Raw genomic sequence first — 25,949 nt, 5'->3', positions numbered from 1 at the left:
GGTTTAAAACGCCCAGGTTAAGCTCGCGGAGTAGTTTCGCGGCGCACCATAGTAACCCTGGTTGGGCCACAACAAACTGTTGATGTATTTTTTGTCACCGAGGTTATTCGCATTCAAGGTCAGCTTGAGTTGCTCGGTGAAAGCATAGCTCGCCATCAGGTTAAGTCGTCCGTAAGCACCTTGACGGGTGATAATAGGGTCGCCGGCATTGGCATAACTATCACCAACGTAACGCTGGAACCGTGAAATACTATCCTGCCAGAGGAAGCTTGCACCCAATTTTAAGCCAGCAATGGCTTCCGGCTGATAGGTTAATGACGCCCGGAACAAGTTCTCCGGTGTATAGTCTTCAACGGTTTCATCGCCGTCGACCTCAAATGAGGTCAGCGCCAGGGTACCTTGCAAGCCAGTTGCTAACGTACCTGCAAGTTGCGCTTCAAAGCCCTTTGAACTGACACCATCAGTGGTGCGATACACCTGAGTAGGCGCACCTGTATTCGGGTTTTCAACAGTACCGTCGCCAACCGCCAGGTTGGTCTGTTGCACGTCAAAGTAAGCAGCCGACAAGAGCGCGCGATCGCCAAATAAGCTCATTTTGATACCAACTTCAGTGTTTTCACCGGTCAGTGGGTCAATGCGGTTAAAGTTACGATCCACCTGGGTCTGCGCCATGAAGGTTTCGGTATAGGATGCGTAAACCGTTGCCACCTCATTCAAGTCATGGGTCAGGCCCAGGTACGGAATGAACTGCGCATCATCGCGGCTTTGGTCGACACCATAACCGACACCTTCAGTGGTGAAGTCATTGTAACGACCACCGACCAGTAATTTGGTCGCATCGGTAAGGGCAAAACGTGCCTGTGCGTACACCGCTTTTTGGGTGTTATCAATTTCGCTGCCCGCTAAGCCATCGGTAAACTCAGGGAAAGGCGTGTCGCCATCCCAGTCTTCCAGAGCCGGCATAGCCGGGAAGCCATTGCCGGTATGGAAGTCATACAGGGAGGTATCGATATAATCCAGGCGTGCGTGGCTGGCACCGACCACCACCTCATGTTGACGGCCTGCGGCAGAAAACGAGCCACTCAGATACACGTCGAACATGTCCTGTTTGTCGTCTAAATCGTATTCACTGGCATAGCCGACCAAGCCTAAACCTGTTTCCGGATCCAGTCCCGTGGCCGGGTCAGGCAGATAGGTGTAAAACAAGTAGCTGTCTTCGTCGGTACGGACGCGATTATAGGCCATCCGCAAGGTCCAGTGATCGCTCAGCGCAGACTCCAGATCAATAAAGCTCCGTGACTCTTTCACATTCCAGGTGGACCAATCGGCGGCAATATTTGTTGAACGGTCAAAGTTGGTAGGAGTACCGTCGCCATAAAACAACGTCAGTGCGCCCCACATATTACCATCGGTTTTGCTGCGTGACTCGCTGTGACCCAGGGTGATAAGAGTTGAATTGCTTGGGGCAATATCAATCACCCCGTAAAAGACTTCACTTTCATTTTCATAACGGTCGAGATACGACTCACCATTGTCCACCACGACCACCGCACGGCCGCGTAACCAATTGTTCAATGCACCGCTGACATCGCCTTCCAGGCGCTGTCCCGACCATGAACTCAAGGTGCCACTGACATAGCCTTGCACCTCAGAGGTGGGCCGTTTGCGCACCAGGTTCACCGTGGCCGCCGGAGAGCCGACACCGGTCATGATGCCGTTAGCACCGTGCACCACTTCAATACGTTCATACAAAGCGCTATCCAGACGACCGTGGGTGTTGCTGTTAATCAACGGCAGACCCAGTCCGTCGACCTGGAAGTTATTCAGTTCAAAGCCACGCGAGCTGTAGTAGGTGCGGTCCGTTTCGACCTGCTCGACATTGACCGTTGCGGAAGTTTCCAAAACCGAGTTCAGATCATCCAGGGCAAAATCTTGCATCTGCTCTTTGCTGATCACAGTCACCGTTTGCGGCGTTTCTTTGATCGACAGTTTTAATTTCGAGCCACCCTGCTGCTCTTCAGTCAAATAGCCGCTTTGCTTCTGGCCAGTGATTTGCAGACGCTCCATCGCTTCCATGGTTTGTGGCTCAAGCATCTTTGCAGAAAAAGCCGGAGCCGAAGCAAGGCTCGCAGAAAATAGTGCCAGTGTGATTGCTGAATAACGCACGTAGATATCTCCAGAACTAAAGTGAGCGAAAATTATGGCCGGCATACTAAGTCAAATACGAATCATTCGCAATACGATTTAACAATTATCTTGAACTTGCTTTCCTAACTATTTGAGCTATAAGAAATTAAACGTCTAAAAAGATGCAATTCATGGTTTTTTGAAGAGGAAAGGATTTTATGCTGAAGGAATTTAAGAAGTTTGCCTTAAAAGGCAACGTGGTCGACATGGCCGTGGGTATCATTATCGGCGGTGCCTTTAGCACCATTGTGAAAAGCTTTGTCGCAGACATTATTATGCCGCCGATTGGGTTGTTACTGGGCGGCGTCGACTTCAATAATATGTTTTGGGTGCTAAAAAAGGGCGTGGAGAACCCTGGTCCCTACGTGGCACTTTCTGATGCACAAGCAGCCGGTGCCGTGACCATGAATTACGGACTCTTTATTACCAACACTATCAGCTTTCTCATTGTCGCCTTCGCTGTCTTCATGCTGGTAAAAGGTATGAACAACTTACGCGCCAAAGAAGAGCCAGCGGCAGTCACCACTAAAGCTTGCGACTACTGCTATTCAACCATTCCCCTGAAAGCAACGCGCTGTCCGAGCTGCACCTCTGAGCTAAAAGCGCCGGCAACGGATTAACGTTTCAGTCGCGCCAGCGCGTTCTCATGCAGACTGCTGACGTAAATATAAGTATCGTTCGCTGCAGCCCCGGTGATCTGGCCAAAGCCGCCTTCCGGGTCCTGCAGATTGCGGACCACATTGCCATCGCTGTCAATGGCAATGAGATGGCCATAGCGCTCGGCCGCAGGGCGCATAAAAGCGGGCAAGCGCTGAATCATTTTACGGACCAACGGATAATCAGAGAGCGCATCAAGCATGCTGTTTCTGGGGCTGACCAGTCCCACCCAAAACAGACCATCTGGTGCATCGTTAATATTGTCTGGAAAGCCCGGCAAGTTGTCCATGAGAGTGATGACTTCGCCGTTGTTGCGCTCGCCAATGCCAATTTTCAGTATCCGGTAGCTGCCGGTTTCCACCACCATCACCCATTGCTGGTCGTGACTGACGGCAACACCGTTGGCAAAGTGCAGTCCTCCCTGCACGGTATAGGTATGACCGCTATCTGGTTCAAACGCCAATAAGCGACCATTGCCGCCATGTTCCATAATATCCAGCAGGCTGGCCGCATAGGTGCCAAGACTATCGGCGGCAAAGCGGTTCGAGGCATCTGAAAAGTAAACCGTACCATTTGCGGCAACATCGACATCATCGGCATAACGCACGGGCACACCGTCCACCTGAGTAACCAGAAGCTCTAAACCTGACTCAGGAGACCAGTACATCAGTCCCTGATAGGCATCCGCAATCCAAAGCCCGCCTTGCTGGTCAAACTCCAGACCTAAGGGCCGGCCGCCGGTGGTGGTTAAGGTGGTAAAGCTGCCATCTGCCTCAAGCCGCAAAATGTCACCACTTAACACCCCAAAAACTGGCCGTCCTTCGGCGTCAATGGCAATATCTTCGGGGCCAACGGAATTCGGTAGACTGATCCGCTCAAGCTGTTGTAGCGCGTGATTAACCGTGTAGGCTCCGACGTAACCACGATCGCGGGGCGCATTCCACGACCGCGGCTCAATAGTGACCGGCCACAACAACAGATACGCAGCAAACAACAGCACAGCTAACAACAAAAAGCGCTTGAACACGTAGCCTGGTCCTGGGGTGTTGGTCATCACTCGATACCCTTTAAAAATTCCTGCACCCGCCCGGCAGTTTGCGCCGGACGTTCGACCATAGGCATGTGACCCACTCCGGCGAAAATCTCCAGCTCGCTCTGCGGAAGTTGCTGTTGCCAGACCTCAGCGCTCGACGCATCCAGTAACTGATCAACACTGCCCCAAATTACCAAAGTCGGCACCTCAATTTGTTGCAGACGCCCGTCAAGTTGATCGAGATTGCGAAAATCCTCGGCAATCTGAACATATTGGGCTTTGCGTTGCTGATAGCGCTCGGCCATGCCGCGTAACACGAAATCTGGAACAAAAGGTGGTTCTGCCATCGTCAACTTATAAAACTCCTGAAAATCCTGCCATGAGTCAATTTCAAAAGGAGATTCTCCCTGTTGAAACAGTAGCTCGGCGCGGCTCGGAATTGGAGCTCGTACGCCAGCGGGATCGATCACCACAAGCGCTTGTGTTTGGCCGGCATGATCGATAGCAAAGTTGGCTGCGATTAAGCCCCCCATGGAATTGCCGATCAGCACTGCTTGCTCAACGGACAACGCATCAAGCATGCGTTTCACACGGGTGGCCTGTGCCCTCGGACGATAGCTCCATTGCGGATCAAAGCCCGTCTCGCCATGACCAGCAAGATCCGGGATCAACACCTGGTAGCGCTCGTCCAGTTGGTGAGCAAAACGCAACCAAAGCTCTTTAGATGCCGTATAGCCATGCAAGAGTACTAATGTCGGTGCCTTAGCATCCGTGCCTTTGCGCTGATACAAGGAAAACGTCAGGTCGCCAACGGCGACCGAGGTTTTGTCAAAGCCATACAGCATCGCCTCGACCCGGGTCGTGGCCTGATAGACCCATTGCCCGGTGGCCGGGAAACGCGTTGCGCCCCATACCACCAGTAGCAGCAAGCCGACTACGAGAATGGCCTTTTTCATGCGCGCTCTCCGTTGCTAAATTGATGATGTTTGGCTCTGAACCGTTGTGCCAGCAAGCGGTAGACAAAGCTAAAGCCTGGAAACATTGCGGTCACTTTGCCACTTTTGCTTTTGTACCAGCTTTCACAACCACCGCTTTGCCAGACGGTTTTGGCCATCTCCCGGTGGATCATGTCGGTGTAGGCTTGTTCGGCTTCCTCGGTCACCTCGATCACGCGTTGATGACGTCGCCGTAACTCGGTTAAAGCTCGCATAATGTAATACATTTGCGATTCAATCACGAAAATCGCAGAGGTATGGCCGATGCCGGTATTGGGTCCGGTGACCAGAAATAAATTAGGGAAACCCGGCATAGTGGTACCCAAATAGGCGCGCGGGTAATCCTCCCAGACCTCATCCAGACGCTTGCCGTCACGACCGATGACATCAAAGCCCAGCGCACCGTCCGTGGCCTTAAAGCCGGTCGAATAGACCACCAGATCAAGCTCCAGCTCCGTGCCCTGCGTAGTGATAATGCCCTGCTCGGTAAAGCGGGCAATGCCATCGTTTTTATCGTGCAGCGTGACATTTTCACGCGCCAGCGCCGGATACAGGGTATTCGACACAATGATGCGTTTACAGCCGATCATGTAGTCAGGAGTAAGCTTTTCACGCAATTCTGGATCGGGGATCTGTTCGCGCAGGTGCTTGCGTGCCTCACGCTCAGCGAACAATTTCATCAGCGTCTTCGAATATTTAAAGGCCAGAACCCGCCACTCCAGTCCCCAATAAATAGCTTTTCGTAAGGTCTGGTAAAACAAGTTAACCCCTAGCAGGCGTTGGAACCAAGCTGGAAAACGCCGGTCGGGGCGTGGCATGACCCAGTGCGGTGTGCGCTGAAAAACATGCAGCTGGGCCACCTTATCGGCAATTGCGGGGATGACTTGCGCGGCACTGGCGCCACTACCGATGATGGCCACCCGCTTGTTACTATAAGCAAAGCCATGATCCCATTGGTTGGTATGAAACGTCTTTCCCTGATAGGCATCTTGATTGGCAAAGTCGGGGATCAACGGATTGCTTAGCGGACCTTGCGCACTAATGACGGAACGAGCGAAATAAACTTCATGGTCGGTCGTCACCTGCCAGCAGCAACGCTCCGCCAACCAGCGCAGTTCGGTGACCGTGCGGCGCAGCCGTACCTTATTCGCCAGTTCATGTTTAGTTAAAACATGATGTGTATAAGCTTCAAGTTCAGGTTGCTCGGCAAACATCTGCGACCAGGGATAGGGTTCACTGGCTAGCGAATACAGCGGGGACTGAACATCGACTTGCGCCCCCGGGTAAGAATTCTGACACCAGGTACCGCCCATAAAATCGCGCCGTTCAAGCATGACGAAGTCATCGATACCGCGTTTTTTTAGTTGCAAAGCTGCCGACTGGCCACCAAAACCGGTACCAATAATGAGGACTTCATAGGTGTGTTCTGTTGCTTTCATGGAGGACGACGCAAGGCGACTCAATTGTTATTGTTATGTCCTGCAAATTAGCAGTGTTCGGCCCAAATGAAAAGCAAGGCTTTCGCGTCGGGCTATCCGCCAAACGGTAATTTCATCGGTTCGGCAGGTAACGCAAAGCGCTCTGCGCTGGGCGAATTCTCGGTGATTGAGATAATTTCAAAGTCTTCTCCCTGACGTAATATCCCCTTGTCCTTGGCAATAATATGATCTTTCATCATCAGCAGAGAGCGGGGTGTTTCATCGCCAATAGCATTCACCAGAGTTTCACTCATTCTGAACATGGCAGCAGAGAGCTCCACAACAATCGGATGCTCCGTTAGCACCAGAGTTGAGACTTGCTTTTTGCCTTCTCTGTTCAATGCTTGCAGCTCGTAGACTTCACCACGGATACCGGCGACGGTTTCGTTTTCACCGGTGTTTTCAAAGCTTACAACTTCAACCACATCTTCATCCCAGAAACTTTCCTGTCTGGCGCTTCCCCCCATCGCCTTAAGCGCAGCGGCAATATCGAATACCATAACTCTGCCACCCTCCCGGGCGACCGAATAAAGCTTGTCGTCGCGCAACAGCATATAGCCACCTGCTTCCGGCGCATCCATACGCAAAAACTTTTGCCCCGAAAATTCGACCGTGGTGGTTTCTCCTCCCGACATGATGGAAGCACTGCCATCCGCCCATGCCAGAGCGGGGAAACAGAGGATAATCACAGCAGCAACAAGCGCATTTTTAGAAAACATAACAGGATGTCCTTAATCGAGGTCTGTTTAAGACAACATTAGGAGACAAACTCATTCTTTTCCAACTTGCCGCTGCGGCAAAATGCTAATCGTCAGCGTTGACAACAGTATGAGCCCGGAGGAAATCAGCAAGCAGGCGACCAGCCCGTATTCCTGATAAATCCAGCCTGACAGCACCGTACCAAGCAGCCGCCCAGCGGCATTGGCCATGTAGTAAAAGCCAACATCCAGGGAAACCCCGTCGGAGCGCGCGTAAGAGACAATCAGAAAACTATGCAGTGATGAGTTCACTGCAAACAGGATGCAGAACAGTCCCAGTCCCAACATGATACTGGCCGCCACCGGTGCCTGTTGCCATAACGCCAGGCTCAAGGCAAAGGGGCACAAACTAAGGGCTGCCCCCCAGATGCGAGCCTGCTGGCGCGGGCTGGCATCGGCATTGCGGGTTAATTTAGGCGCAGCACCTTGCACTACGCCATAACCAATCAACCAAGCGGCTAAGAAACTGCCGACTTGCCAGTGGTCCCAACCCATTTCACTGGCCAGAAATACCGGCAGCGCCACCACAAACCAGACATCACGCGCACCGAAGAGTAGAAAACGTGCGATGGACAAAATGTTAATTGCGGGGCTCTTTGACAGCACATCTTTGAATTTAGGCTTATTATCCGCCCGGCCTGAGCCTTTTTTCAAAAAGATAAGGCTACCCACCCAGACCGCCGCAAGCATCACCATCATCGCCAGCATGGCTCCCTGGAAACCCAGCAGGGTCAGCAATACGCCGCCTAAAAAGAAACCCACGCCTTTTAGCGTATTTTTGGACCCCGTCAGCAATGCGACCCATTTGTAGAGACGTCCCTGCTGATCTTCCGGCACCAATAGCTTGATGGTGCTTTTTGCACTCATTTTATTGAGATCTTTGGCGATCCCCGACAAGGCTTGTGCCGTCATTACCCACAACACGGTTAGCATCGCATCGGGCACCAGCAGCATCCCCAGCGCCAGCACCTGCAGTCCCAGGCCAACATTCATGGTGCGGTTCAGTCCCCAGCGCGCGCCTAACCAGCCGCCAAACAAATTAGTGACAATGCCGAAGAATTCATAGAATAAAAACAGCATCGCCACTTCAAGGGCACTGTAGCCAAGTTGGTGAAAATGCAGCACCACCAACATGCGCAGCGCGCCGTCGGTAAGGGTAAAGGCCCAGTAGTTACCGGTCACCAGCAGATATTGACGAACTGCAGGAGATAACTGACTCAGCATGCGCCCACCCGGGCAACAAGTTCCACCGCGCGATTGGCATAACCCCATTCGTTGTCATACCAGGCATAGACTTTCACATGGGTGCCGTTGATGACTCGCGTCGACAGCGCATCAATGATGCTGGAACGCGGATCCGTACGGTAATCAATGGAAACTAACGGGCGTTCTTCATAACCAAGGATATCTTTAAGTTCCCCTTCAGCAGCAACACTAAACAGCTTGTTCACTTCCTCAACACTGGTTTCCCGTTCCATCTCAAAGACGCAGTCGGTAAGCGACGCATTCGCCAACGGCACCCGTACCGCGTGGCCATCCAGGCGACCTTTGAGCTCCGGAAAAATTTCTATAATGGCAGTCGCGGAACCCGTCGATGTAGGGATCAGACTTTCGCCGCACGCGCGGGCTCGGCGCAAATCTTTATGAGGCGCATCAAGAATGGTCTGGGTATTGGTGATCGAGTGAATGGTGGTCAGCGAGCCATGCTTGATACCAATGTTCTCGTGCAAAACTTTGACCACTGGCGCTAAGCAATTGGTGGTGCAGGATGCCGCGGTGATAATGCGATGTTCCGCAGGATCAAATAAATGGTCATTGACCCCCACCACCAGATTCAAAGCGCCCTTTTCTTTGACCGGAGCAGACACGACCACACGCTTCACCCCTTGCTCGAGGTAGGCGTTCAGCACCTCAACAGTCTTCATCTTGCCAGAGCACTCAAGCACGATATCGCATTCGCTCCAGTCGTTTTCCGCAATACTTTTGAATTGCGAAAAGCCAATACCCTGGCCGTCCACCAGTAGCTGATCTCCTGAGGCGCTGGCCTGTCGGTTCCAACTACCGTGTACCGAATCAAAGTTCAGCAAATGCGCGAAGGTCTCAGCACTACCACCCGGGTCATTGAGTTTCACGACCTCAAGATCGCTACGTTCTGTTGCAATCCGCAACGCCAGGCGACCAATACGGCCCAAACCATTAATACCGACTTTAATTGTCATACCCGTTCCTTTTTCGCTTGAAACCAATGTTTTGTCCGATTCTTAAATTAATAATAGACGAAAGCCCTAAGTAAGTGGTCAGACACACTCATTCTGTTGTGCCTCTATCAGTTGTGGGTTGTGACTTAGGGTCAGCTGAATAATCTTCGCCATCCAGTCCGGCAGTGCCGGGTTCAACCGGTAATACACCCAGCGTCCTTGCTTGCGATCGAGCAGCACTCCGTATTCGCGTAACTGCGCCAGATGGCGTGATACTTTAGGTTGAGACATACCCGTTAAGCTGACGAAATCGCAAACGCAAACTTCCCCTCCTTGCGCGGTGTGTACGATTAGCTGCAAACGGAGCGGATCGGCCATGACTTTAAAAAATTCCTGCGGAGCGTTGTACAAATGCGGAGCGGTCGATGATTTGCTCAGGATGAGTAAGAACATACGGATACGTTCGCTCAACTCCTGGGCTGTTTTCCTGAACGCATCTCTTGCACGGCTTGCCACCGGATCCGGAAAATCCCAGGCGATGAAGTTCTGCCCACTAAAGTCGGCCTGGCATTCGGTACGGGCGCGATCGCAAAGACTAATAACGTAATCAAATTCGGTGTCGGCGAACTCATCAAGCGCTTTAGACTTCAAACCATCGGTGGCAATGCCCATGCTTTGTAGCGCTTCGAGTGCCGCAGGTTCTGGCTTGGTCGGGTCGGTGCCTGCGCTGCTCACTTCAATCTCGGCAGATGCGAACTGCCGGCACAAAGCCTCCGCCATAATTGAGCGCGCCGAGTTTGCACTGCATAAGAAAAGAATTTTCATAGTTAAGCCTGAGCCTAATTGAAGTTATATATACGGTAAGCCATATATATTATTCAAAGCAAGTGTAGTTTATACTTTCTTCTCTTTTCATCTAAACTTAACTTTTTGAAACAATATTACTAAGGGATGCCTGATGACCAGCATGGAGCGTAGCAAAAACAGCGAACAGCGCCCGCAGTTTTGGCAGGTCGCGCGACGCTGTTGCCAGCTCGCTGCAATAGTAGACATTGCGTTTTTTGCTATTTTTATGGCACTTGATTCGCCCATTCTTGCCTGGGTAAATGTCGTCAGTGTCGCCATGTATGCGTGGGCCTTTTATGCCTTCGGTCAACGTCAGAATGGCCTGGCAATAGTACTGGTGTGGACCGAGGTGCTGGTGCATTCGGCTCTGGGGATCATTCTGATTGGCTGGGATAGTGGCTTTCATTACTATCTTTTGATGTTCATTCCAGCCTTGGCGGTGACGATGCGACTGGGCTATGCCATCATTTTATTGGTCCTGCTGTGGGCTTACTATGTCGGGCTTTATGCTACCAGCCTCTATTTCGCTCCGCTGCAGCCCATCTCTGCAGAAGCTTTGATTGGGGTTAACGTTTTTAACCTGAGTGTCGTGTTTGGGATGTTTAGCTATTTGGGGTTTATCTATGTCCGTGCGGTAAGCTCCGCCAATCGCAAACTGAATCGCCTCGCCAGCACCGATGGTCTGACGCTGCTGCATAACCGCCGTCATCTCACCGAGCTGACCGAAGCGGAAATTACCCGCTCCGAGCGCTATGAAAAGCCCATGTCGGTGCTACTGATTGATATCGACCATTTCAAGCTCATCAATGACCTTTTTGGTCATTTAAAAGGTGATGAAGTGCTGCAACATCTGGCCAAGCTCATCCGCATGGAGCTCCGTCAGCATGACCTCATTGGCCGTTGGGGAGGCGAGGAGTTCCTGGTGGTGCTGCCGGAAACCGATATTACCACCGCAGAACAGGTCGCCGAACGCATCCGTGCGGCCATTAGTAGTTTTAACTGGAGTGATAACCTGAAAAAAGATATGACCGTCACCTTAAGCATAGGTGTCAGTCAGCTCGCTCCGAATGAAACCCTGAATCGTATCCTCAACCGCGCGGACAAGGCCCTTTATATCAGCAAATCCTGCGGCCGCAACCGCGTCACCAGACTCGAAAAATAGTTTTCAGGCCCTGTTCTGGAACACCAGCGTCTGCCAGCGGACGTCTTTGCGCTCCAGCAGATCGCTGTTGTCGGTTGAGAACGCAAGATGCAGGCCGAGCCCCTCCGCACTTTCCAGAATGTGTTTTTCGCTGAGCACGTGACCTTCGCGTTCGTCGGCAAAGGTGCCATGGCGTAGCGTGAGGATCAGGTAGCCGTTCTGCTCGACCAGCTCTGTAATGCGCTTGAGAGATTCAATCTGGCCGAATAGATTTAAATGCATCCAGACCGCGCTCACCAGCACCAGGCCATAACGTGAATCAAGGCTTTCCAGGTCAGGCAGGGTATCATCGACCCAGTTGATGCCGGCTGACTTTTCCTGCGCCAGGGCACGTAACGCCGCAGCAGGTTCAACTGCAGTCACCTGCAGGCCACGCTCCGCCAGAGCCCGGGCGTCACGCCCCGATCCCGCGCCAATATCCAGCACTTGCGTACCTGAGGGGATTTCATCCAGCAAGTGAAGCCAGTCGCCATGCACCTGCGCAAAGCTCAAACTGTCGTATTGACGGCTGAACTCGTCGGCGTTCTCTGAATAAAAACGGATAGTGCTGTCCATGGTTCCATCCTTTTTTTGTGGCCTTTTTTGTAGCATAGTAACTGAAACTGCGTAAGTAAAAGCTGCATCTATGTCAAAACTTCAAACAGAACTCTCGCTTAAGCCGCGCAGTCGCGGTTTTCATTTGATTACAGAGGAAATTGAGCGCGCTCTGGCGTCACTCACTACAGTCGATGCCGGCCTGTTACAGGTCTTCATCAAACATACTTCGGCCTCGTTAACTATTAACGAAGACGCCGATCCCACAGTACGTGAGGATTTTGAGAGTCATTTCAACGAGATGGTGCCGGAAAACGCGCCCTACTACCGGCACACATTCGAAGGCCCGGATGATATGCCGGCGCACCTGAAAGCAAGTATTCTGGGTAGCAGCGTCACTGTGCCTGTTACTCAGGGGCGCATGAATATGGGCACCTGGCAGGGAATTTATTTATGCGAGCACCGCGATCAGCCTAGCAGCCGTCAATTGGTACTTACCCTGATCAAGGCTGGGTAAGAGCCATGCATAAAAAAGGCGGCCCGTAGGCCGCCCGTTGACATCACTAACGTTATTCCAGGTCAAAGCGATCAAGTTTCATCACTTTTGACCAGGCATCGACAAAGTCGTGGACGAACATCTCTTTCGAGTCACTCAAGGCGTAGACTTCGGCGATCGCCCGCAACTCAGAATTGGAACCAAAAATCAGATCCACTGGTGTCGCGGTCCATTTCAACTCACCAGAACTGCGATCATAGCCCTCATAAACACCAGCAGTGTTCGCTGGCTGCCACTTGGTGTCCATGCTTAGCAAGTTGACGAAGAAATCATTGCTGAGTTGCCCTGGGGTCTGGGTAAAGACACCGTGAGCAGCATCGCCATGATTTGCGCCCAAGACGCGCATACCACCCACCAGAACCGTCATTTCCGGAACCGTCAGGGTTAGCAAATCAGCACGGTCAACCAGCATTTCAGCAGGCGACATACGGCTTTCGTCACTGTAGTAATTACGGAAACCATCGGCGCTTGGCTCAAGAAATGCAAACGAGGCAACGTCTGTCATTTCCTGCGTGGCATCAGTACGACCTGGCGCAAACGGCACAGTGATCTCGTAACCGGCATCAGCTGCTGCTTTTTCAACGGCGGCAGCACCCGCAAGCACAATTACATCAGCCAGCGAGACCTGCTTGTTGCCACTCTGCGAGCTGTTGAAATCAGACTGAATACCTTGCAACACGGACACGACTCGCGCGAGTTCCTGCGGATTATTTACCGGCCAGTCTTTTTGCGGCGCTAGTGCTACACGAGCACCGTCTGCACCACCGCGCATATCGGTTCCACGGAAGCTTGACGCTGAAGCCCAGGCTGTGCGCACCAATTCGGGAACACTTAAGTCGGTGTCGAGGATCATGGCTTTCAGATCTGCCGCATCGGCGTCCGTGATCAGGGTGTAGTCAGCCTCGGGTAACGGATCTTGCCAGAGCAACGGCTCCGCCGGCGAAGTGTCAACGATGTAGCGTGCGCGTGGCCCCATGTCGCGATGGGTCAATTTGAACCAGGCTTTGGCAAAAGCTAACTCAAACTCTTCCGGATTCTCATGGAAACGTTTGGCAATTTTGCGGTACTCGGGATCAAACTTAAGCGACAAGTCGGTGGTGAACATAATGGGTGCATGACGCTTACCTTCAACGTGTGCATCGGGCACCATGTTCGACGCCTGACCGTCCACAGGAATCCACTGGATGGCGCCTGCTGGACTACGTGTTTGCTCCCACTCGAAACCAAACAGATTATCCAGGTACTGCATGGTCCAGGCCGTTGGGCTTACCGACCACGCCCCTTCCAATCCTGAGGTGATGGTATCTTCAGAATGGCCTTTACCACATTTGTTCTTCCAGCCCATGCCTTGCTCTTCGATAGGGGCAGCAGCAGGTTCGGCGCCTAAACACTCTTCTGGCTTATGCGCACCGTGCGCCTTACCAAAGGTGTGGCCACCGGCAATCAGAGCAACAGTTTCTTCGTCATTCATTGCCATACGGCCGAAGGTATCGCGGATATCTTTTGCCGCAAGAAGCGGGTCAGGATTGCCGTTTGGACCTTCCGGATTGACGTAGATGAGTCCCATCTGGACTGCGGCCAGCGGCTTCTCCAGCTCACGATCGCCACTGTAGCGCTGGTCTTCCAGCCATTGCTTTTCCGGACCCCAGTAAACAGTGTCAGGCTCCCATTCGTCTTCACGGCCACCGGCAAAGCCATAGGTTTTGAAACCCATGGATTCCAGCGCGACATTACCGGTCAGGACCATCAGATCCGCCCAGGAAATACTGCGGCCGTATTTTTGTTTAATCGGCCATAACAGGCGACGTGCCTTGTCCAGGCTAACGTTATCCGGCCAGCTGTTGAGCGGTTCAAACCGTTGTTGACCACCACCAGCGCCACCGCGGCCGTCGTTCACACGATAAGTTCCGGCACCGTGCCAGGCCATGCGAATGAAGAATGGACCATAGTGACCGTAATCGGCTGGCCACCAGTCCTGCGAATCGGTCATCAAGGCTTCGATGTCTTTTTTGACTGCCGCGATATCGACTTGTTTGAAGGCTTCTGCGTAATCAAAATTCTCGCCATAGGGGTCTGAGCTTTCGTCATGATCACGAAGGGGGGTGAGATCGAGTTGTTCTGGCCACCAGAACATTTTTGATTTAGCTTCCTGCGCGTGGCTCGCGGTAGCGGCCAGACCCATCGACAAAGCGAGGGTAAGCGCAGAAATCATCGGCAAGGACTTTCTAATCATGGTTATCTTCCTTTTGCATAAAGCTGGGTAGATGGACGTGCATTAAATACAACAGAAAGACTATAGTCGCTTTTGGTCCGATTGAGATCCTTATACGCCATTGAAAAAACAGATTAGGGTCATCGGGAATTCAAAAGGGTCAGCTTTGAGTTGCTGAAAAGAATCTTTACTTTTATCTTTCGCTCGAGCGGCCTAAACTTGCGTAAGTGTCCAAAAAACAACAAGCACAAGAGATAACCTTATGTCGCTGCATGTCATTGATCACCCTTTAGTTCAACATAAACTCGGCCTCTTGCGCGAAGCTGGGATCTCCACCAAAAGCTTTCGCGAGCTGGCCAATGAACTCGGCAGTTTACTCACCTATGAAGCCACTCAGGATTTCGCTCTGGAGCCACACACCATTGCCGGCTGGGACGGCGCGACCGTGCAGGTCCAGCGCCTGAAAGGTAAAAAGGTTACCGTAGTCCCTATCCTGCGCGCCGGCATTGGCATGCTCGACGGCGTACTTGGGCTTATCCCGAGCGCAAAAGTCAGCGTGGTGGGTCTTTATCGTGATGAAGCAACCTTAGAACCTGTGGCTTATTTCGAGAAACTTGCCGGCGAACTCACTCAGCGCACGGCATTAGTCATTGATCCTATGCTGGCCACCGGGGGCACCATGATTGCGACGCTGGATATGTTAAAGCAGAAGGGCTGCTCGGATATCCGTGTACTGGTGCTGGTCGCTGCGCCCGAGGGCGTTGAAAAGGTGACCTCTGCGCACCCGGATATCCCGATTTATACCGCTGCATTAGATGACCACTTGAATGAACATGGCTACATTGTTCCAGGCCTTGGTGATGCCGGCGATAAAATTTTCGGTACCCGATAACTTGATCTTTCCCGGGGATTAGCGACTACACTGTAGGGACACTCACGGAAAAGGAGATACTTTATGAAACGCACTGCATCTGCACATTGGCAAGGCGGTTTAAAAGACGGCCAAGGCACAGTCTCGACACAAAGTGGCGTGCTGGATAAGCAGCAGTATTCCTTTGGAACGCGTTTTGAAGATGGTAAAGGAACCAACCCGGAAGAGCTGATTGGTGCGGCCCACGCCGGCTGTTTTTCTATGGCACTATCCATGGTGCTCGGCGAGCATGACCTGGTTGCCGACAGTATCGACACCAAGGCTACGGTGCAGCTTGAAGAGAAAGATGGTGGCTTTGCGGTGACCAAAGTGCATCTTGAGCTGAAAGCGAAGATCCCAGGTGCGGACAAAGACAAGTTTATGGAAGCGGCCAATACCGCCAAGGATAATTGTCCGATTTCGAAACTGCTGACCGCAGAAATCACCTTGGACGCTGAGCTCGAGTCTTAAGTTTTAAGTGGTCGTTATGGAATTACGCGAGCTCATACGGGCTCGCGTTTTAGCTTTTACTGCGCTTACCGGTAAGCATAGGCCTGATCAGCTGAATACGCCCGCGCCAACCGACGATAACCACAGCAGCAACATGAATCAGTGCCGCACCGTAAAGCGTATCCGCAAGCCAGCCATGGATGAGCTCAAGCGTCGGGTTGCCAAATAAGGCATCCACTTCTTCCATCAAAAAGCCCGTCACACCTAACCCCAGAAATAGCAAAATAACGGCGAATATCATCAGCCAGCCGACTGGATTATGGCCGCTTTTGACCGGTATCTTGCGTTCCTTTAGATGGTTTAGATGTTTCCTCAGAGCTTGACGCGATAGGTCAATTCTCTGAAAACTGCCATAACCGCTATCGATAAAGCCCCAGACAATCCGCACCAGAATTGCTGTGACTGCGATATACCCCAGCCACTGATGCCACTGGCTGCCGGGTTCCAGAAAAAAGTAATTGGCGATAAACACCGCCACGAGCGTCCAATGCACGATACGGATCAGGGGATCCCAGATCCGCACCGTGGTTTGTTTCCCCGTGTTAGTGGACTTCACGCTTGATCACTTCGCCATCGACTGGGTTAAAGTAGACTTCCACTTTATTGCCGTCGGCATCGGTACCGTAAATCTCATAGCAATTGCCTTCAGTGATCTTAAATTCGTTGATTTCATAGCCTTGATTGACCAGTTCCATTTGGAATTCCGCTTGGTCCTGCCAGTCACTCATGGGCGCGACGGTGCATTGGGTTACCTCTTTAGCAGGACTACAAGCCGCGATAAGCCCTGCGGCGGCCGCTAAGGTTAATAATTTTAATGCCTTCATTTCACACTCCTTTTGTATTGCCTAAGTTACAGATTACTCCAGAACTATTACGTTTTCTTTAAGCCTAGTAGAAACACTAAATTAATGGAACTATGATTGATTTAGATCAATTTGCAAACGACGCGGCGGCTGACGATACCCTAATGAATGACGCGACCCTGATAAAACTCTTGAAAACAGCCATGATTCTGGGTGTTAGTTTACTCATTGTGGGCCATATTGTGCTGGCAGTGACCTTTGTTGATGACGACATTGGCCATCGCGGCTTTATTCTTGGCGCAGCCATGAGCGCAATTGGCGTCATTTTATCGCTGCCCACCAAAATTTACCTAACCTTGCTACTCATGGAGCACACCGAAAAGACAGACCAGCGTTTTACCCGTTCGGCAGATGCACAAGCACGGTCGAAAACGACCGAATTTAGGAAGTAAAGCGTCGTTTGGTACTTGAAAATCGAATTTAGCACGCCATAGTTAGCCCATACCCCGTCAATCAGGAGGCCTCTTGGTCCCTCTTTCAGTTCTTGATTTAGCGCCGATCACGTCGGGCTCAACTGCCGCGGAATCTTTACATCGATCCGGCGATTTGGCACAACATGTCGAACGCTGGGGTTATCAGCGTTTCTGGATGGCCGAACACCACAACATGACCGGCATCGCCAGTGCCGCAACTGCGGTGGCCTTGGCTCATATCGGCAGTGTGACCTCGTCGATTCGCATCGGTGCCGGCGGCATTATGTTGCCTAACCACGCGCCTTTAGTCGCGGCGGAGCAATTTGGCACCCTAGCCGCGCTCTATGGAGATCGTGTGGACTTAGGTTTAGGCCGGGCGCCTGGCACTGATGGCGCGACCTTGCGTGCACTGCGGCGTAGTTTCAACAGTGCCGACAGCTTTCCCGCTGACGTACAGGAGTTGTTGAGCTACCTGGATGACGCTCAGCCGGGCGCGGCGATTCGCGCAGTGCCTGGCACAGGTTCGAAGGTGCCGGTGTGGATACTGGGTTCAAGTTTGTTTGGCGCGCAGCTTGCAGCGTCTCTTGGACTGCCTTATGCCTTCGCTTCACATTTCGCACCAGACCAGTTGCATGCTGCACTGGACACCTATCGGCGCTCGTTTAAGCCCTCGAAGTATTTGTCCGAGCCTTATGCAATGGCAGTGGTCAATGTATTTGCCGCCGACACTGAGGCGGACGCCTTACGCATGAAAAGCTCGATGCAATTGCAGTTTGTGGCCTTGCGCCAGGGTAACCCCGGTCCCTTGCCAGCGCCCATCGACGACATTCTAGGGGTGGTTGACCCTATGGCACTAGCCGGCGCCAATCATGCCCTGAAGTACACCGCCTGCGGCACACCGTCACAGGTTCATGACTACTTAGGTGACTTTGTCGCCGCGACCCAAGTCGATGAGCTGATGCTCACCTGCCACGCCTACGACCATGAAGCGCGCTTACGCAGCTTCGAAATCGCGGCAGAGCTTTAATCACAGTCAGCCTGCCAATGAAATAGCCCAGCGGTTCGACCAAGCGTGCGCGCCATGCTGTAGTAGTCAGCCGCACGTTGGGCTGCGCCGTAACAAACGTGTAGCGGTAATAGGTGCTCTGCACGGGGGTGACAAAACCGGGCCTCCGGAGCATCCTCCCAGTGAATTAACTGACCCTCTCGCTCGGCTTCGCTGATTTTAGTGTCGGTTAAGGTATCCTTGAGCCAATGCTCAAAGGCAAGATTCCGCTCTTCCGTGGCTTCGGCTTGCGGCGCAAAGAACGCTTTCATGTTGTGGAAAGAAAAACCAGATCCAAGAATCAACAGGTTTTCGCACTCGAGTGACTGTAATGCCTTGCCAATCGTAATATGCTGCTCGGCATCTAGATTGTTATTTAAGGATAACTGCACCACCGGAATATTCCCTGCTGGGTACATGAGTTTCAGCGGCACAAATACACCGTGGTCTAGTCCCCGCATGGCGGTTGTGTAAGCCTCGATATCGCTGGAGATCAGGGCTTGTACTACGTCTTGCGCTAATTCTGGGTGTCCGGAAGCAGGGTAGTCAATTTCATAGGCTTCTGCTGCAAAACCATAGTAGTCATACAGCAACCCCGGCCGAGCGGCACTGGTGACGGTAGCGACGTCAGTTTCCCAATGTGCGCTAATCACCAGTATCGCTTTGGGTTGGCGTAAATGTTGCGTGATCTCTTGTAGCTGTTCGACAAGCTCCAGATGTTGGAGATCGCCCAGCAGGGGCAAAGGGCCCCCGCCATGCGAGACGAACAGTACTTCATGTTTATTATTCATGGTGCATCTACTCCTCTTACTCATCTAGTTTAGCCGCAAGAAGGTTGTCCATTGCAAACTTACCTCCACCCAATGCTGTAAGAGCTGCCGTCGCGGCGAGTAGACTCAGGGCAAATTCGTAACCGTTATTTGCCATAAACAAGCCGTTGCTGAAGTGCACGCTAAAGATGGCAACCGTCATAGTGACTGCTGAGACTAGCGCTGCGGGGCGCGTGAATAGACCAAGAATCAGCGCCAGGCCACCTGCAAATTCGGCTAAACCGGCTATCAATGCCATGAATAAACCCGGTTCCAAACCGATACTTGCCATCCATTGCCCGGTTCCCTCAAGTCCGTAGCCACCGAACCAGCCAAACAATTTTTGGGCGCCATGCGCGGTTAAAATGATGCCGACCGGCACGCGAAGTACTAATGCACCAAAGCCAGCTGTTGAGGTGAATAAAGGTTTCAAAGTTGTGTTCGTCATAAGAATGCCTCCTGTAAGTTGATGCTGCTACTTTACTCTTCTTACATAAGTAGATTAAGATGGCTAATGTTGCTTTATTATCCACTTTTGGTAGTTAATTGAATTGCGGGTGTCTATGGATCGATTGCAAGCAATGCGTATTTTCGTTGCTGTCATTAACGAAGGATCATTCACGCAGGCCGCGGAACGATTGACGGTATCTCCGCAGTTAGTCAGTAAATACGTTGGCCAACTGGAAGACTATCTCGGAGTGCGGTTGTTGAATCGGACCACGCGCCGGTTGCATCTGACTGAGGCGGGCAGCGCCTATTTTCAGCGAGCACAGCAATTGCTTGCCGACATTGACGACATGGAACAACAACTTGGCAGTATGCATACGCAAGCTCGCGGTACACTTCGGATTAGTGCGCCGGTGTCCTTCGCTATTCGGCACATGGCGCCCTTAATTAACGATTTTCAGAAAACCCATCCGGGCGTTACTGTCGACTTGCAGTTGAATGATCGAAAGGTCGATATTATTGACGAAGGTTTCGATGTTGCGCTGCGAATTGGCCGTTTGCAGCCTTCCTCTCTTGTGGCTAAGCGCTTAGCGCCTGTTCGACTCGTCTACTGTGCAGCGCCTACATACCTGGCTGAACATGGCGAACCAACCTCTTTAAAGCAACTTAACCAACACCGCTATCTGCACTACAGCTATATGGATGAGTCTGTGACCCCGTCAGCCAACCGTAAGTTGGAGAGTAATAACGGCGATGTACTGGTCGACGCCGCGCGAGCCGGTGCTGGAATAGTACTGCAACCCACTTTTATTACCGGTTCCGCTATACGAGCAGGAGATTTAAAGGTCGTTTTATCCTCCTTCTCGCCCGAACCTATCGCTTTGTACGCTGTCTTCGCCCATCGTCAGCTTATGGCCAGCAAAGTCCGCAGCTTTATCGACTTCGTCGATGGCTACTTCGGCGACCCACCCTACTGGGACTCCTTCTAGCCCAGCCACTGATGCACTTGACTACCGAGCTCGATAACAAAGTAATTACTGACAAATACCGCCACCAATGATGACCTTGCACATCAAGGATTCATTGTCAGTTCGTTCAGGCGCGCTCAACGGGGAGGATCCTGATTCTGTAGTAGTGGTATGAGTTCAGCTAAAGGCATCGGCTTACCTAAGTAAAACCCTTGCAGTCTGTCGCAACCAACGGCCTTGAATAAGTCGACTTGCGCTTGGGTTTCCACGCCCTCAATCACTACGGTTTTTTCAAGTTGCTTACAAATTTGCACAATCATTGAAAGTAAATTGCGTTCCTTCCCCTCTGTTTCAACGCCAAAAGTGAAAGCCCGATCAATCTTGATGATATCTGAGGGCTGTGTCGTTAAGTACGAAAGACTTGAGAATCCCGTGCCAAAGTCATCTATAGCCACGTGAAAACCAAGAGCTCGCAACGATTTAAGCACCTGCTCCGTTTGCCCACCATCCGATATTACGGATTCGGTTAATTCCAGGGTAAGCTGGCTTGGGGTAACTGCGTAACGATTAAGCTGCTCCCCAATTGTTTTTATAAAATCTATGCGGGTCAGTTGCTGCGGAGAGATATTTACTGCAACTGTTATTCCCTGCAGCTCTTCATGCTGTTGGATATCCCGTAAGACCATGTCTAAGACGAGCTCGCCAAGCTGAATAATCTGGCCGGTTTTTTCCGCTATAGGTATAAATACTCCCGGCGAAATGAAGCCTTCTTCGGTGCGCCAGCGAACTAGGCTTTCAACGCTAACGATACGCTGGTGCTCAGCACTAAATATCGGCTGATAAAAAACCTCAAGTTGCTGCTTATTTAATGCGGTCTGCAATTTATTTCGCACGGCCACGAGTTGCTTACGTTCATCAGCCATAGTGCTTTGATAAATCGCGAACTGATTACCACCATTTAGTTTTGCGATATTCATCGCAATATCAGCCTGCTGAATCAGCGTCTTGGCTTCAACTTTCGCCTGTGACGTCACTGCAATTCCAGCGCTGGCAGTTAGGTGCAATTCCATGTCGTTCGGTTTGTAAACATCAGCAATATTCGACAGTACCGCTTTTGCATCTTTTTTGAGTTTATGTGCTGTGGTGTCTCGATAATAAAGTATGAATTCGTCACTACTGAAGCGAGCAAGAATATCACAGTGGTTAGCACTTGCTTTTATACGCTTGGCGATTTCAGCCAGAATAACGTCACCAATGTCGTGACCAAGGGTTTTATTTAGCGAATTAAAAGCATCTAAATTGACGAAAATCACGGCGCGATGACAGCCCTCACAACCTATTCTCAACGCTTCGGTTTGTTGATTAAAAGCATCACGACGCAATAAACCTGTGACGTCATCGTAAGTCGCCATATGTTCAAGCTTCTCACGATTTTCACGAAGTCGCCTGGTGTTATCAGCAGCCAAAATAAAAATAAATCCAAAAGCCATGGTCAGCCATAGCAACAGTTGCTTGAATCTTGCACTTTCTTCTAAATCACTGTAGTCCACTAAATAACTATGAAAATTGTGGTCTATTGCATTGGTTAAAGTAACGGTTTCGGTAACTGAATGACGGTATACATTCTCCAGTTCAGCAAGATTGCTCGACCCTCGACTCTCTCCATGCATCGAAATCAAAAGTTCCGGACTGAACTCCAGATACGTCCGCACAGAGCTTAAGTAATCCAGGTACTCGGTAGAAATTAGCGCATTCATGTTGAGCAGCGCAATTAATTGAAAATACGCTCCACTCTTAGCGTCAATAGGTACTGATACCATGACCGTCGGCGTTGGCATATCAAGTGAGCTCGCGTTGGCCGCTAGTCTGACATTGGACGACCGTGTTTGTAGCCAGGCCTGAGTTCCTTCACTTCCGAGCAACCCTGCATCTTTGAATTCCTTTGCAAAGGGAGTGGAAGCGACTGCAGTAAGATCTTCGTCGAGTAGGAGCATGCCTTCGATGACCCTATAGTCCGCCACATAGTTTTCCATATCAACCTGGGTTACCACGTCGAAATCATCGCCACCAAGCCGATCGAGCCGAGCTTTGATCCGGCCTAAGGCATTTACCTGGTCTTCAAGCCTCTTGTTGATCATGTCGCCAATCAAATGAATTTTTGTGCGGGCATTCTCACTTGATTCCGCGACTGCCTGGTAACTGATGCCATACCATACCGTCACACCCGTTAGCACAATGATAATGCACGTCACCGACGTAGAACGTGTGATATCAAACGCGAGATTCGGATAACGGAGCCGCAAAAAAAGGCCAATGAATAGCATCAGAACCATCATGGTTATAATTGACATGCTCACTGGGTTTTGTGCCCAAAATACCTCTGGAGTCGGGATGAGCTGCCAAAAAACCAACTGAAGGTAAGTGAAAGCTGTTGCTCCAAGCAGTGTCATTACATGACAACATCGCTGCAGTTTTGGGGGCGTTCTAAAGCGAAAAGCTATGATCAGAAAAAGCGCGATCGCTGCTGAAAATAAAGCAACGTAGATTGGAACAACGCCCATTAAGAAGGTAGTCGATAGGACAAGACTGTCAGCAAGACCTACAAAAAAGAGGACGATGAAGAAGCAAACCACGCTCACATAAGCTTTGTTCGCAGCTGTTTGAGTAAATGAATAATTCATAGCCCGCCATTGTCGCTGATCGTTGTCAAAGTATATCAATCAATAACGAAATTTGAAGTTCCGAATTCCCCAGACACTCACCCCAGCAGAAAGGGCAGCCCTCCCTTTTTGCTTCGCCGCCAGCAGAAAGGGCTGCCCTTTCTTTCCTTTTTATATCTTTGTGGGTATATTCGGTTATATCGATATGGATATAGGTGGGGATATGAGGATAAATACTTCGGAAGAAATTGGAGGGGCGGTGCGGGCGGCGCGGAAAGCGCTGGGCTGGTCGCAGACAGAGCTTGCAGTTCGGGTGGGGACAACGCAGGCGGTGATCTCAAAGTTCGAGAACACCGGCGACGGGCTTATTGATACGTTGCTGCGTATTGTCGAGGCACTGGACTTGCAGCTGCTACTTTTACAGCGCCGTAACAGCCCGCTATGGCATGAGCCCGTTGACTAGCCCAGCAAAGTCGACAGATTATTCTTCGTCGGTACTGGCAATCACCTCAAAGTCACCTTCGTGGTCTTGCGTCACCATGATCTCGATGGGCTGACAACAGACCTGGCAATCGACAATTTGCTGTTGTCCGATGTCATGCATGGCATCAATTTCGATACTGTTAGGCGCCATACAATAAGGGCAACTGAATTCAGCTTCGTGAGTAAGCGACATATCACCTCCTTTTAGCTATCACCAACAACGCAATTTCCGCCTTGTTGTTTGGCTTGATAGAGCAGCTTATCGGCGCGCTGGATCAGCGCACTGACGGACTCGCCGGGACGAATACGAGTGTAGCCGAAACTCACTGTTAAGAAAGGCTGATTACGACGACTGTACAGATGCTCAATAGCCAATTTCTCAATACTCTGCAGTAACTCTTGCAAACGTTGCTCTACCTGCTTCGCGTCAGGGGCGTCAACGAGAATCGCTAACTCTTCACCGCCATAGCGATAAGTTTTGCTTGCCGCCACCAGTTCAAATAACCGGCTGATGGCGATCAGCGCCTGATCCCCGGCTTCATGGCCGTAGTTATCATTGAAAGGTTTGAAGTCGTCAATGTCGGCCATCACAAAGAAATAGCTGCCCTCGTGATCTTGCAGAGCTTGCGCGAGGTCCTTCTGGAAGGCGCGTCGATTACGCAATGCCGTTAAGCCGTCGAGGTGCGCCAGTTGCTCCAGCTTTTGATTCGCTTCGCGCAAGTCCTGGGTACGTTCGTCAATGCGCTGTTCCAACTCCTCATTGGCTTTGACAAAGCGTCGGGCCATCACGCGAAACGCGTTCAGAACCTGAGTAACCTCGCCATAACTGCGAACTTTCGAAACGCTTTCCTGCTCGATGGCATGGTAGTTCTTGCGGTTCACCAAGGCGGCAGTGTTCGCCAGTTCGCGCAGCGGACGGGATACATCGCGGGTGACAAAAAATGCCACCGCCAATAGCAAGATCACCACCAAAAAGCAGCCCATTACCGCCATCAGCAACGGTATCTGCAGCGCCTGTTCAGTGATCAACGCCTTCGGGTAAACCGAAAAGTACCACCAGTTCGGAGTTTCAAAATGGTGCACAAGAATCAGATAGTCCTCGTCGACGTCTTCCCATACAGCTTGCGCAATCGGCGCATCGGCGGCGGCCAAGCGAGCTGCAAGCGCTCTGAACAACGGGTCATCATAATTCTCGGGCGTCAGCGTATTGCGCGTCCCGTCTATGCCATTTGCCAAGGTTGAACTGGCCACCAAATGCCCTTTGGCATTGAGCAGGTAATTTTCCACGCCAGCCTCGTCAACATGACCGAAGTCGGTGATCATCTGCTGCAGACTTACATCGAAGCTCGAGTTAATCAGATGCTGTCCCTGAAAATCCACGGGTTGCTGATAGGTAATGGTCCAAAAGCCTGCGGAGATATCAAAATAGAGTCCCGTCCAATTGGGTGTCCGCTCCGGGTTTTCCTGTTGCAGTGTAGAACGCACGGTGGAGAAGTCTGTGATCACCAGATCCTTATCTGCTAACGATCCCCAGGGAGAGTCCGGCGAGTACAAACTGATGATATTTTCAGGCATCGAGAAATGCGTGTTGGTGACCTTATTCTGCCAGGCCGGCGCCAGCTCACTTAAGACCAGTAGGCTAATAACAATGCGTGCCTTGAGCTCTGCATCTAAAGGCTCGTCGCGCGGCCCCACAAAGGAGCTCAGATGGCGAAACACATGATTGGCTGTGGTTATGCCTTCGAAGAACTCGTCTTGCAAACGGAAAACGCCGGGGGATGTTTCTTGAAACCAGTCATCGAAAAGCTCTGCAAATTCGGGCTTGCCGACATACGCCTCGTAGCGCTTCAGAAAAGCTTCGCTTAACACATCGCCCTGATATTCAATACCAGAGAGAACTTCCTGGTTGAAGGCGAGTTTTTGCTGCACGTCCGCCTGTAATTTGGCCAGGACATCTTGTTTCGCTCTTGGGTAGGTCTGCCAAAAAGACACAAGCACAGCGATCAGCAACAGTATCAAAGAAACTGCTATGACATGCCAAAGCAAGCGGGTCGTAATTTTCTTGCGCGGGTGCTCGCGGCGTTCCTGATCCTGATAGCTCATGTCTGTCTCGTAACTTTATTTACACCTAAGCCTAACCGCTTCGGCTGCATTGGTCACTATGCAAGAAAAAAATATTCCTTTGT

At 51.3% G+C, this 25,949-nt stretch carries 26 protein-coding genes; 9 read left to right on the top strand and 17 right to left on the bottom strand.

Annotated features, from left to right (window positions below; genetic code table 11):
• Nucleotides 1-3 precede the first annotated feature (3 nt).
• Nucleotides 4-2,166: a TonB-dependent siderophore receptor gene (locus tag J6J34_RS07930; RefSeq protein ID WP_301721291.1), complete on the bottom strand. Its 2,163-nt coding sequence runs from the start codon at nt 2,164-2,166 to the stop codon at nt 4-6.
• Nucleotides 2,167-2,345: 179 nt separating this feature from the next.
• Here J6J34_RS07930 and mscL point away from each other — a divergent pair, with 179 nt between their 5' ends.
• A complete protein-coding gene (mscL, locus tag J6J34_RS07925) occupies nt 2,346-2,807 on the top strand; it encodes a large-conductance mechanosensitive channel protein MscL (RefSeq protein ID WP_301721293.1) in 462 nt (153 codons plus the stop codon).
• On the opposite strand, the gene J6J34_RS07920 is transcribed toward mscL, so the two are convergent.
• The 7 genes from J6J34_RS07920 to J6J34_RS07890 form a co-directional block, all read right to left on the bottom strand.
• Nucleotides 2,804-3,898, bottom strand: a complete 1,095-nt coding sequence (locus tag J6J34_RS07920; protein WP_301898831.1) for an SMP-30/gluconolactonase/LRE family protein — start codon at nt 3,896-3,898, stop codon at nt 2,804-2,806. The genes mscL and J6J34_RS07920 overlap by 4 nt on opposite strands.
• On the bottom strand, nt 3,898-4,833 hold the full coding sequence (locus J6J34_RS07915) for an alpha/beta fold hydrolase (RefSeq protein ID WP_301898830.1): 936 nt from the start codon (nt 4,831-4,833) through the stop codon (nt 3,898-3,900). Before J6J34_RS07915 ends, J6J34_RS07920 begins: the two co-directional genes overlap by 1 nt.
• Nucleotides 4,830-6,311 (bottom strand): flavin-containing monooxygenase, encoded by a 1,482-nt coding sequence (locus J6J34_RS07910; protein WP_301774694.1) that lies wholly within the window; start codon nt 6,309-6,311, stop codon nt 4,830-4,832. Before J6J34_RS07910 ends, J6J34_RS07915 begins: the two co-directional genes overlap by 4 nt.
• A gap of 92 nt (nt 6,312-6,403) precedes the next feature.
• Nucleotides 6,404-7,069 carry a hypothetical protein gene (locus tag J6J34_RS07905; RefSeq protein WP_301898829.1) on the bottom strand — a complete coding sequence of 222 codons (666 nt, stop codon included), beginning with the start codon at nt 7,067-7,069 and terminating at the stop codon, nt 6,404-6,406.
• A gap of 51 nt (nt 7,070-7,120) precedes the next feature.
• The gene (arsJ, locus tag J6J34_RS07900; RefSeq protein WP_301898828.1) at nt 7,121-8,332 is read right to left on the bottom strand and encodes an organoarsenical effux MFS transporter ArsJ; all 1,212 of its coding nucleotides are present in this window, start codon (nt 8,330-8,332) and stop codon (nt 7,121-7,123) included.
• On the bottom strand, nt 8,326-9,327 hold the full coding sequence (locus J6J34_RS07895; RefSeq protein ID WP_301898827.1) for an ArsJ-associated glyceraldehyde-3-phosphate dehydrogenase: 1,002 nt from the start codon (nt 9,325-9,327) through the stop codon (nt 8,326-8,328). Before J6J34_RS07895 ends, arsJ begins: the two co-directional genes overlap by 7 nt.
• A 78-nt stretch (nt 9,328-9,405) precedes the next feature.
• A complete protein-coding gene (locus tag J6J34_RS07890; protein WP_301898826.1) occupies nt 9,406-10,131 on the bottom strand; it encodes a metalloregulator ArsR/SmtB family transcription factor in 726 nt (241 codons plus the stop codon).
• Between the two features lie 133 nt (nt 10,132-10,264).
• Between J6J34_RS07890 and J6J34_RS07885 the strand changes: the two genes are divergently transcribed.
• Entirely contained in the window at nt 10,265-11,314 is a 1,050-nt protein-coding gene (locus J6J34_RS07885; RefSeq protein WP_301898825.1) for a GGDEF domain-containing protein, read from the top strand.
• Nucleotides 11,315-11,317: 3 nt separating this feature from the next.
• Here J6J34_RS07885 and J6J34_RS07880 read toward each other — a convergent pair whose 3' ends face one another.
• Nucleotides 11,318-11,908, bottom strand: a complete 591-nt coding sequence (locus J6J34_RS07880; RefSeq protein ID WP_301721306.1) for a class I SAM-dependent methyltransferase — start codon at nt 11,906-11,908, stop codon at nt 11,318-11,320.
• Between the two features lie 70 nt (nt 11,909-11,978).
• Between J6J34_RS07880 and J6J34_RS07875 the strand changes: the two genes are divergently transcribed.
• On the top strand, nt 11,979-12,404 hold the full coding sequence (locus J6J34_RS07875) for a secondary thiamine-phosphate synthase enzyme YjbQ (protein ID WP_301774690.1): 426 nt from the start codon (nt 11,979-11,981) through the stop codon (nt 12,402-12,404).
• A gap of 52 nt (nt 12,405-12,456) precedes the next feature.
• On the opposite strand, the gene katG is transcribed toward J6J34_RS07875, so the two are convergent.
• Nucleotides 12,457-14,676 (bottom strand): catalase/peroxidase HPI, encoded by a 2,220-nt coding sequence (katG, locus tag J6J34_RS07870; protein ID WP_301898824.1) that lies wholly within the window; start codon nt 14,674-14,676, stop codon nt 12,457-12,459.
• Nucleotides 14,677-14,917: 241 nt separating this feature from the next.
• Here katG and upp point away from each other — a divergent pair, with 241 nt between their 5' ends.
• On the top strand, nt 14,918-15,547 hold the full coding sequence (gene upp, locus J6J34_RS07865; RefSeq protein ID WP_301774688.1) for a uracil phosphoribosyltransferase: 630 nt from the start codon (nt 14,918-14,920) through the stop codon (nt 15,545-15,547).
• 63 nt (nt 15,548-15,610) lie between these two features.
• Nucleotides 15,611-16,036: an OsmC family protein gene (locus tag J6J34_RS07860; protein ID WP_301721310.1), complete on the top strand. Its 426-nt coding sequence runs from the start codon at nt 15,611-15,613 to the stop codon at nt 16,034-16,036.
• A gap of 49 nt (nt 16,037-16,085) precedes the next feature.
• Here the strand turns inward: J6J34_RS07860 and J6J34_RS07855 are convergent, their stop codons facing one another.
• Nucleotides 16,086-16,631, bottom strand: coding sequence for a cytochrome b/b6 domain-containing protein (locus J6J34_RS07855; protein WP_301898823.1), 546 nt, complete (start codon nt 16,629-16,631; stop codon nt 16,086-16,088).
• Nucleotides 16,618-16,899, bottom strand: a complete 282-nt coding sequence (locus tag J6J34_RS07850; RefSeq protein ID WP_301721314.1) for a PepSY domain-containing protein — start codon at nt 16,897-16,899, stop codon at nt 16,618-16,620. Before J6J34_RS07850 ends, J6J34_RS07855 begins: the two co-directional genes overlap by 14 nt.
• 92 nt (nt 16,900-16,991) lie before the next feature.
• Between J6J34_RS07850 and J6J34_RS07845 the strand changes: the two genes are divergently transcribed.
• Together J6J34_RS07845 and J6J34_RS07840 are read left to right on the top strand one after the other, a co-directional pair.
• The gene (locus J6J34_RS07845) at nt 16,992-17,330 is read left to right on the top strand and encodes a hypothetical protein (protein WP_301721316.1); all 339 of its coding nucleotides are present in this window, start codon (nt 16,992-16,994) and stop codon (nt 17,328-17,330) included.
• A 73-nt stretch (nt 17,331-17,403) separates the two neighbouring features.
• Nucleotides 17,404-18,378 (top strand): LLM class flavin-dependent oxidoreductase, encoded by a 975-nt coding sequence (locus J6J34_RS07840; protein WP_301721317.1) that lies wholly within the window; start codon nt 17,404-17,406, stop codon nt 18,376-18,378.
• Here the strand turns inward: J6J34_RS07840 and J6J34_RS07835 are convergent.
• Nucleotides 18,375-19,187: a DODA-type extradiol aromatic ring-opening family dioxygenase gene (locus tag J6J34_RS07835; protein WP_301721318.1), complete on the bottom strand. Its 813-nt coding sequence runs from the start codon at nt 19,185-19,187 to the stop codon at nt 18,375-18,377. The genes J6J34_RS07840 and J6J34_RS07835 overlap by 4 nt on opposite strands.
• A gap of 16 nt (nt 19,188-19,203) precedes the next feature.
• The gene (locus J6J34_RS07830) at nt 19,204-19,653 is read right to left on the bottom strand and encodes a DoxX family protein (protein WP_301721320.1); all 450 of its coding nucleotides are present in this window, start codon (nt 19,651-19,653) and stop codon (nt 19,204-19,206) included.
• Nucleotides 19,654-19,768: 115 nt separating this feature from the next.
• Between J6J34_RS07830 and J6J34_RS07825 the strand changes: the two genes are divergently transcribed.
• Nucleotides 19,769-20,641 carry a LysR family transcriptional regulator gene (locus tag J6J34_RS07825; RefSeq protein ID WP_301721321.1) on the top strand — a complete coding sequence of 291 codons (873 nt, stop codon included), beginning with the start codon at nt 19,769-19,771 and terminating at the stop codon, nt 20,639-20,641.
• A gap of 116 nt (nt 20,642-20,757) precedes the next feature.
• Here J6J34_RS07825 and J6J34_RS07820 read toward each other — a convergent pair whose 3' ends face one another.
• A complete protein-coding gene (locus J6J34_RS07820) occupies nt 20,758-23,301 on the bottom strand; it encodes a putative bifunctional diguanylate cyclase/phosphodiesterase (RefSeq protein WP_301834415.1) in 2,544 nt (847 codons plus the stop codon).
• Nucleotides 23,302-23,503: 202 nt separating this feature from the next.
• Between J6J34_RS07820 and J6J34_RS07815 the strand changes: the two genes are divergently transcribed.
• The gene (locus tag J6J34_RS07815; RefSeq protein ID WP_301721324.1) at nt 23,504-23,743 is read left to right on the top strand and encodes a helix-turn-helix domain-containing protein; all 240 of its coding nucleotides are present in this window, start codon (nt 23,504-23,506) and stop codon (nt 23,741-23,743) included.
• Nucleotides 23,744-23,761: 18 nt separating this feature from the next.
• Here the strand turns inward: J6J34_RS07815 and J6J34_RS07810 are convergent, their stop codons facing one another.
• On the bottom strand, nt 23,762-23,956 hold the full coding sequence (locus J6J34_RS07810; RefSeq protein ID WP_301721325.1) for a zinc ribbon domain-containing protein: 195 nt from the start codon (nt 23,954-23,956) through the stop codon (nt 23,762-23,764).
• Nucleotides 23,957-23,967: 11 nt separating this feature from the next.
• The gene (locus tag J6J34_RS07805; protein WP_301898822.1) at nt 23,968-25,866 is read right to left on the bottom strand and encodes a diguanylate cyclase domain-containing protein; all 1,899 of its coding nucleotides are present in this window, start codon (nt 25,864-25,866) and stop codon (nt 23,968-23,970) included.
• Between the last annotated feature and the right edge of the window lie 83 nt (nt 25,867-25,949).

Origin of the sequence: Pseudidiomarina terrestris (assembly GCF_030466405.1) — a bacterium.
GTDB lineage: Bacteria > Pseudomonadota > Gammaproteobacteria > Enterobacterales > Alteromonadaceae > Pseudidiomarina > Pseudidiomarina terrestris.
Note: the sequence above shows the minus strand (reverse complement) of the source record. Positions and strands in the feature narration are given on the sequence as shown.

Bases quoted from the DNA above. Each gene is read 5' to 3' on its own strand.
- mscL (WP_301721293.1), top strand. From the start codon at position 2,346: ATGCTGAAGGAATTTAAGAAGTTTGCCTTAAAAGGCAACGTGGTCGAC.
- upp (WP_301774688.1), top strand. From the start codon at position 14,918: ATGTCGCTGCATGTCATTGATCACCCTTTAGTTCAACATAAACTCGGC.
- J6J34_RS07805 (WP_301898822.1), bottom strand. From the start codon at position 25,866: ATGAGCTATCAGGATCAGGAACGCCGCGAGCACCCGCGCAAGAAAATT.
- J6J34_RS07895 (WP_301898827.1), bottom strand. From the start codon at position 9,327: ATGACAATTAAAGTCGGTATTAATGGTTTGGGCCGTATTGGTCGCCTG.
- J6J34_RS07880 (WP_301721306.1), bottom strand. From the start codon at position 11,908: ATGGACAGCACTATCCGTTTTTATTCAGAGAACGCCGACGAGTTCAGC.
- katG (WP_301898824.1), bottom strand. From the start codon at position 14,676: ATGATTAGAAAGTCCTTGCCGATGATTTCTGCGCTTACCCTCGCTTTG.
- J6J34_RS07845 (WP_301721316.1), top strand. From the start codon at position 16,992: ATGATTGATTTAGATCAATTTGCAAACGACGCGGCGGCTGACGATACC.
- J6J34_RS07825 (WP_301721321.1), top strand. From the start codon at position 19,769: ATGGATCGATTGCAAGCAATGCGTATTTTCGTTGCTGTCATTAACGAA.
- J6J34_RS07835 (WP_301721318.1), bottom strand. From the start codon at position 19,187: ATGAATAATAAACATGAAGTACTGTTCGTCTCGCATGGCGGGGGCCCT.
- J6J34_RS07820 (WP_301834415.1), bottom strand. From the start codon at position 23,301: ATGAATTATTCATTTACTCAAACAGCTGCGAACAAAGCTTATGTGAGC.
- J6J34_RS07885 (WP_301898825.1), top strand. From the start codon at position 10,265: ATGACCAGCATGGAGCGTAGCAAAAACAGCGAACAGCGCCCGCAGTTT.
- J6J34_RS07905 (WP_301898829.1), bottom strand. From the start codon at position 7,069: ATGTTTTCTAAAAATGCGCTTGTTGCTGCTGTGATTATCCTCTGTTTC.
- J6J34_RS07860 (WP_301721310.1), top strand. From the start codon at position 15,611: ATGAAACGCACTGCATCTGCACATTGGCAAGGCGGTTTAAAAGACGGC.
- J6J34_RS07890 (WP_301898826.1), bottom strand. From the start codon at position 10,131: ATGAAAATTCTTTTCTTATGCAGTGCAAACTCGGCGCGCTCAATTATG.
- J6J34_RS07920 (WP_301898831.1), bottom strand. From the start codon at position 3,898: ATGACCAACACCCCAGGACCAGGCTACGTGTTCAAGCGCTTTTTGTTG.
- J6J34_RS07910 (WP_301774694.1), bottom strand. From the start codon at position 6,311: ATGAAAGCAACAGAACACACCTATGAAGTCCTCATTATTGGTACCGGT.
- J6J34_RS07830 (WP_301721320.1), bottom strand. From the start codon at position 19,653: ATGACGAACACAACTTTGAAACCTTTATTCACCTCAACAGCTGGCTTT.
- J6J34_RS07915 (WP_301898830.1), bottom strand. From the start codon at position 4,833: ATGAAAAAGGCCATTCTCGTAGTCGGCTTGCTGCTACTGGTGGTATGG.
- J6J34_RS07815 (WP_301721324.1), top strand. From the start codon at position 23,504: ATGAGGATAAATACTTCGGAAGAAATTGGAGGGGCGGTGCGGGCGGCG.
- J6J34_RS07810 (WP_301721325.1), bottom strand. From the start codon at position 23,956: ATGTCGCTTACTCACGAAGCTGAATTCAGTTGCCCTTATTGTATGGCG.
- J6J34_RS07875 (WP_301774690.1), top strand. From the start codon at position 11,979: ATGTCAAAACTTCAAACAGAACTCTCGCTTAAGCCGCGCAGTCGCGGT.
- arsJ (WP_301898828.1), bottom strand. From the start codon at position 8,332: ATGCTGAGTCAGTTATCTCCTGCAGTTCGTCAATATCTGCTGGTGACC.
- J6J34_RS07850 (WP_301721314.1), bottom strand. From the start codon at position 16,899: ATGAAGGCATTAAAATTATTAACCTTAGCGGCCGCCGCAGGGCTTATC.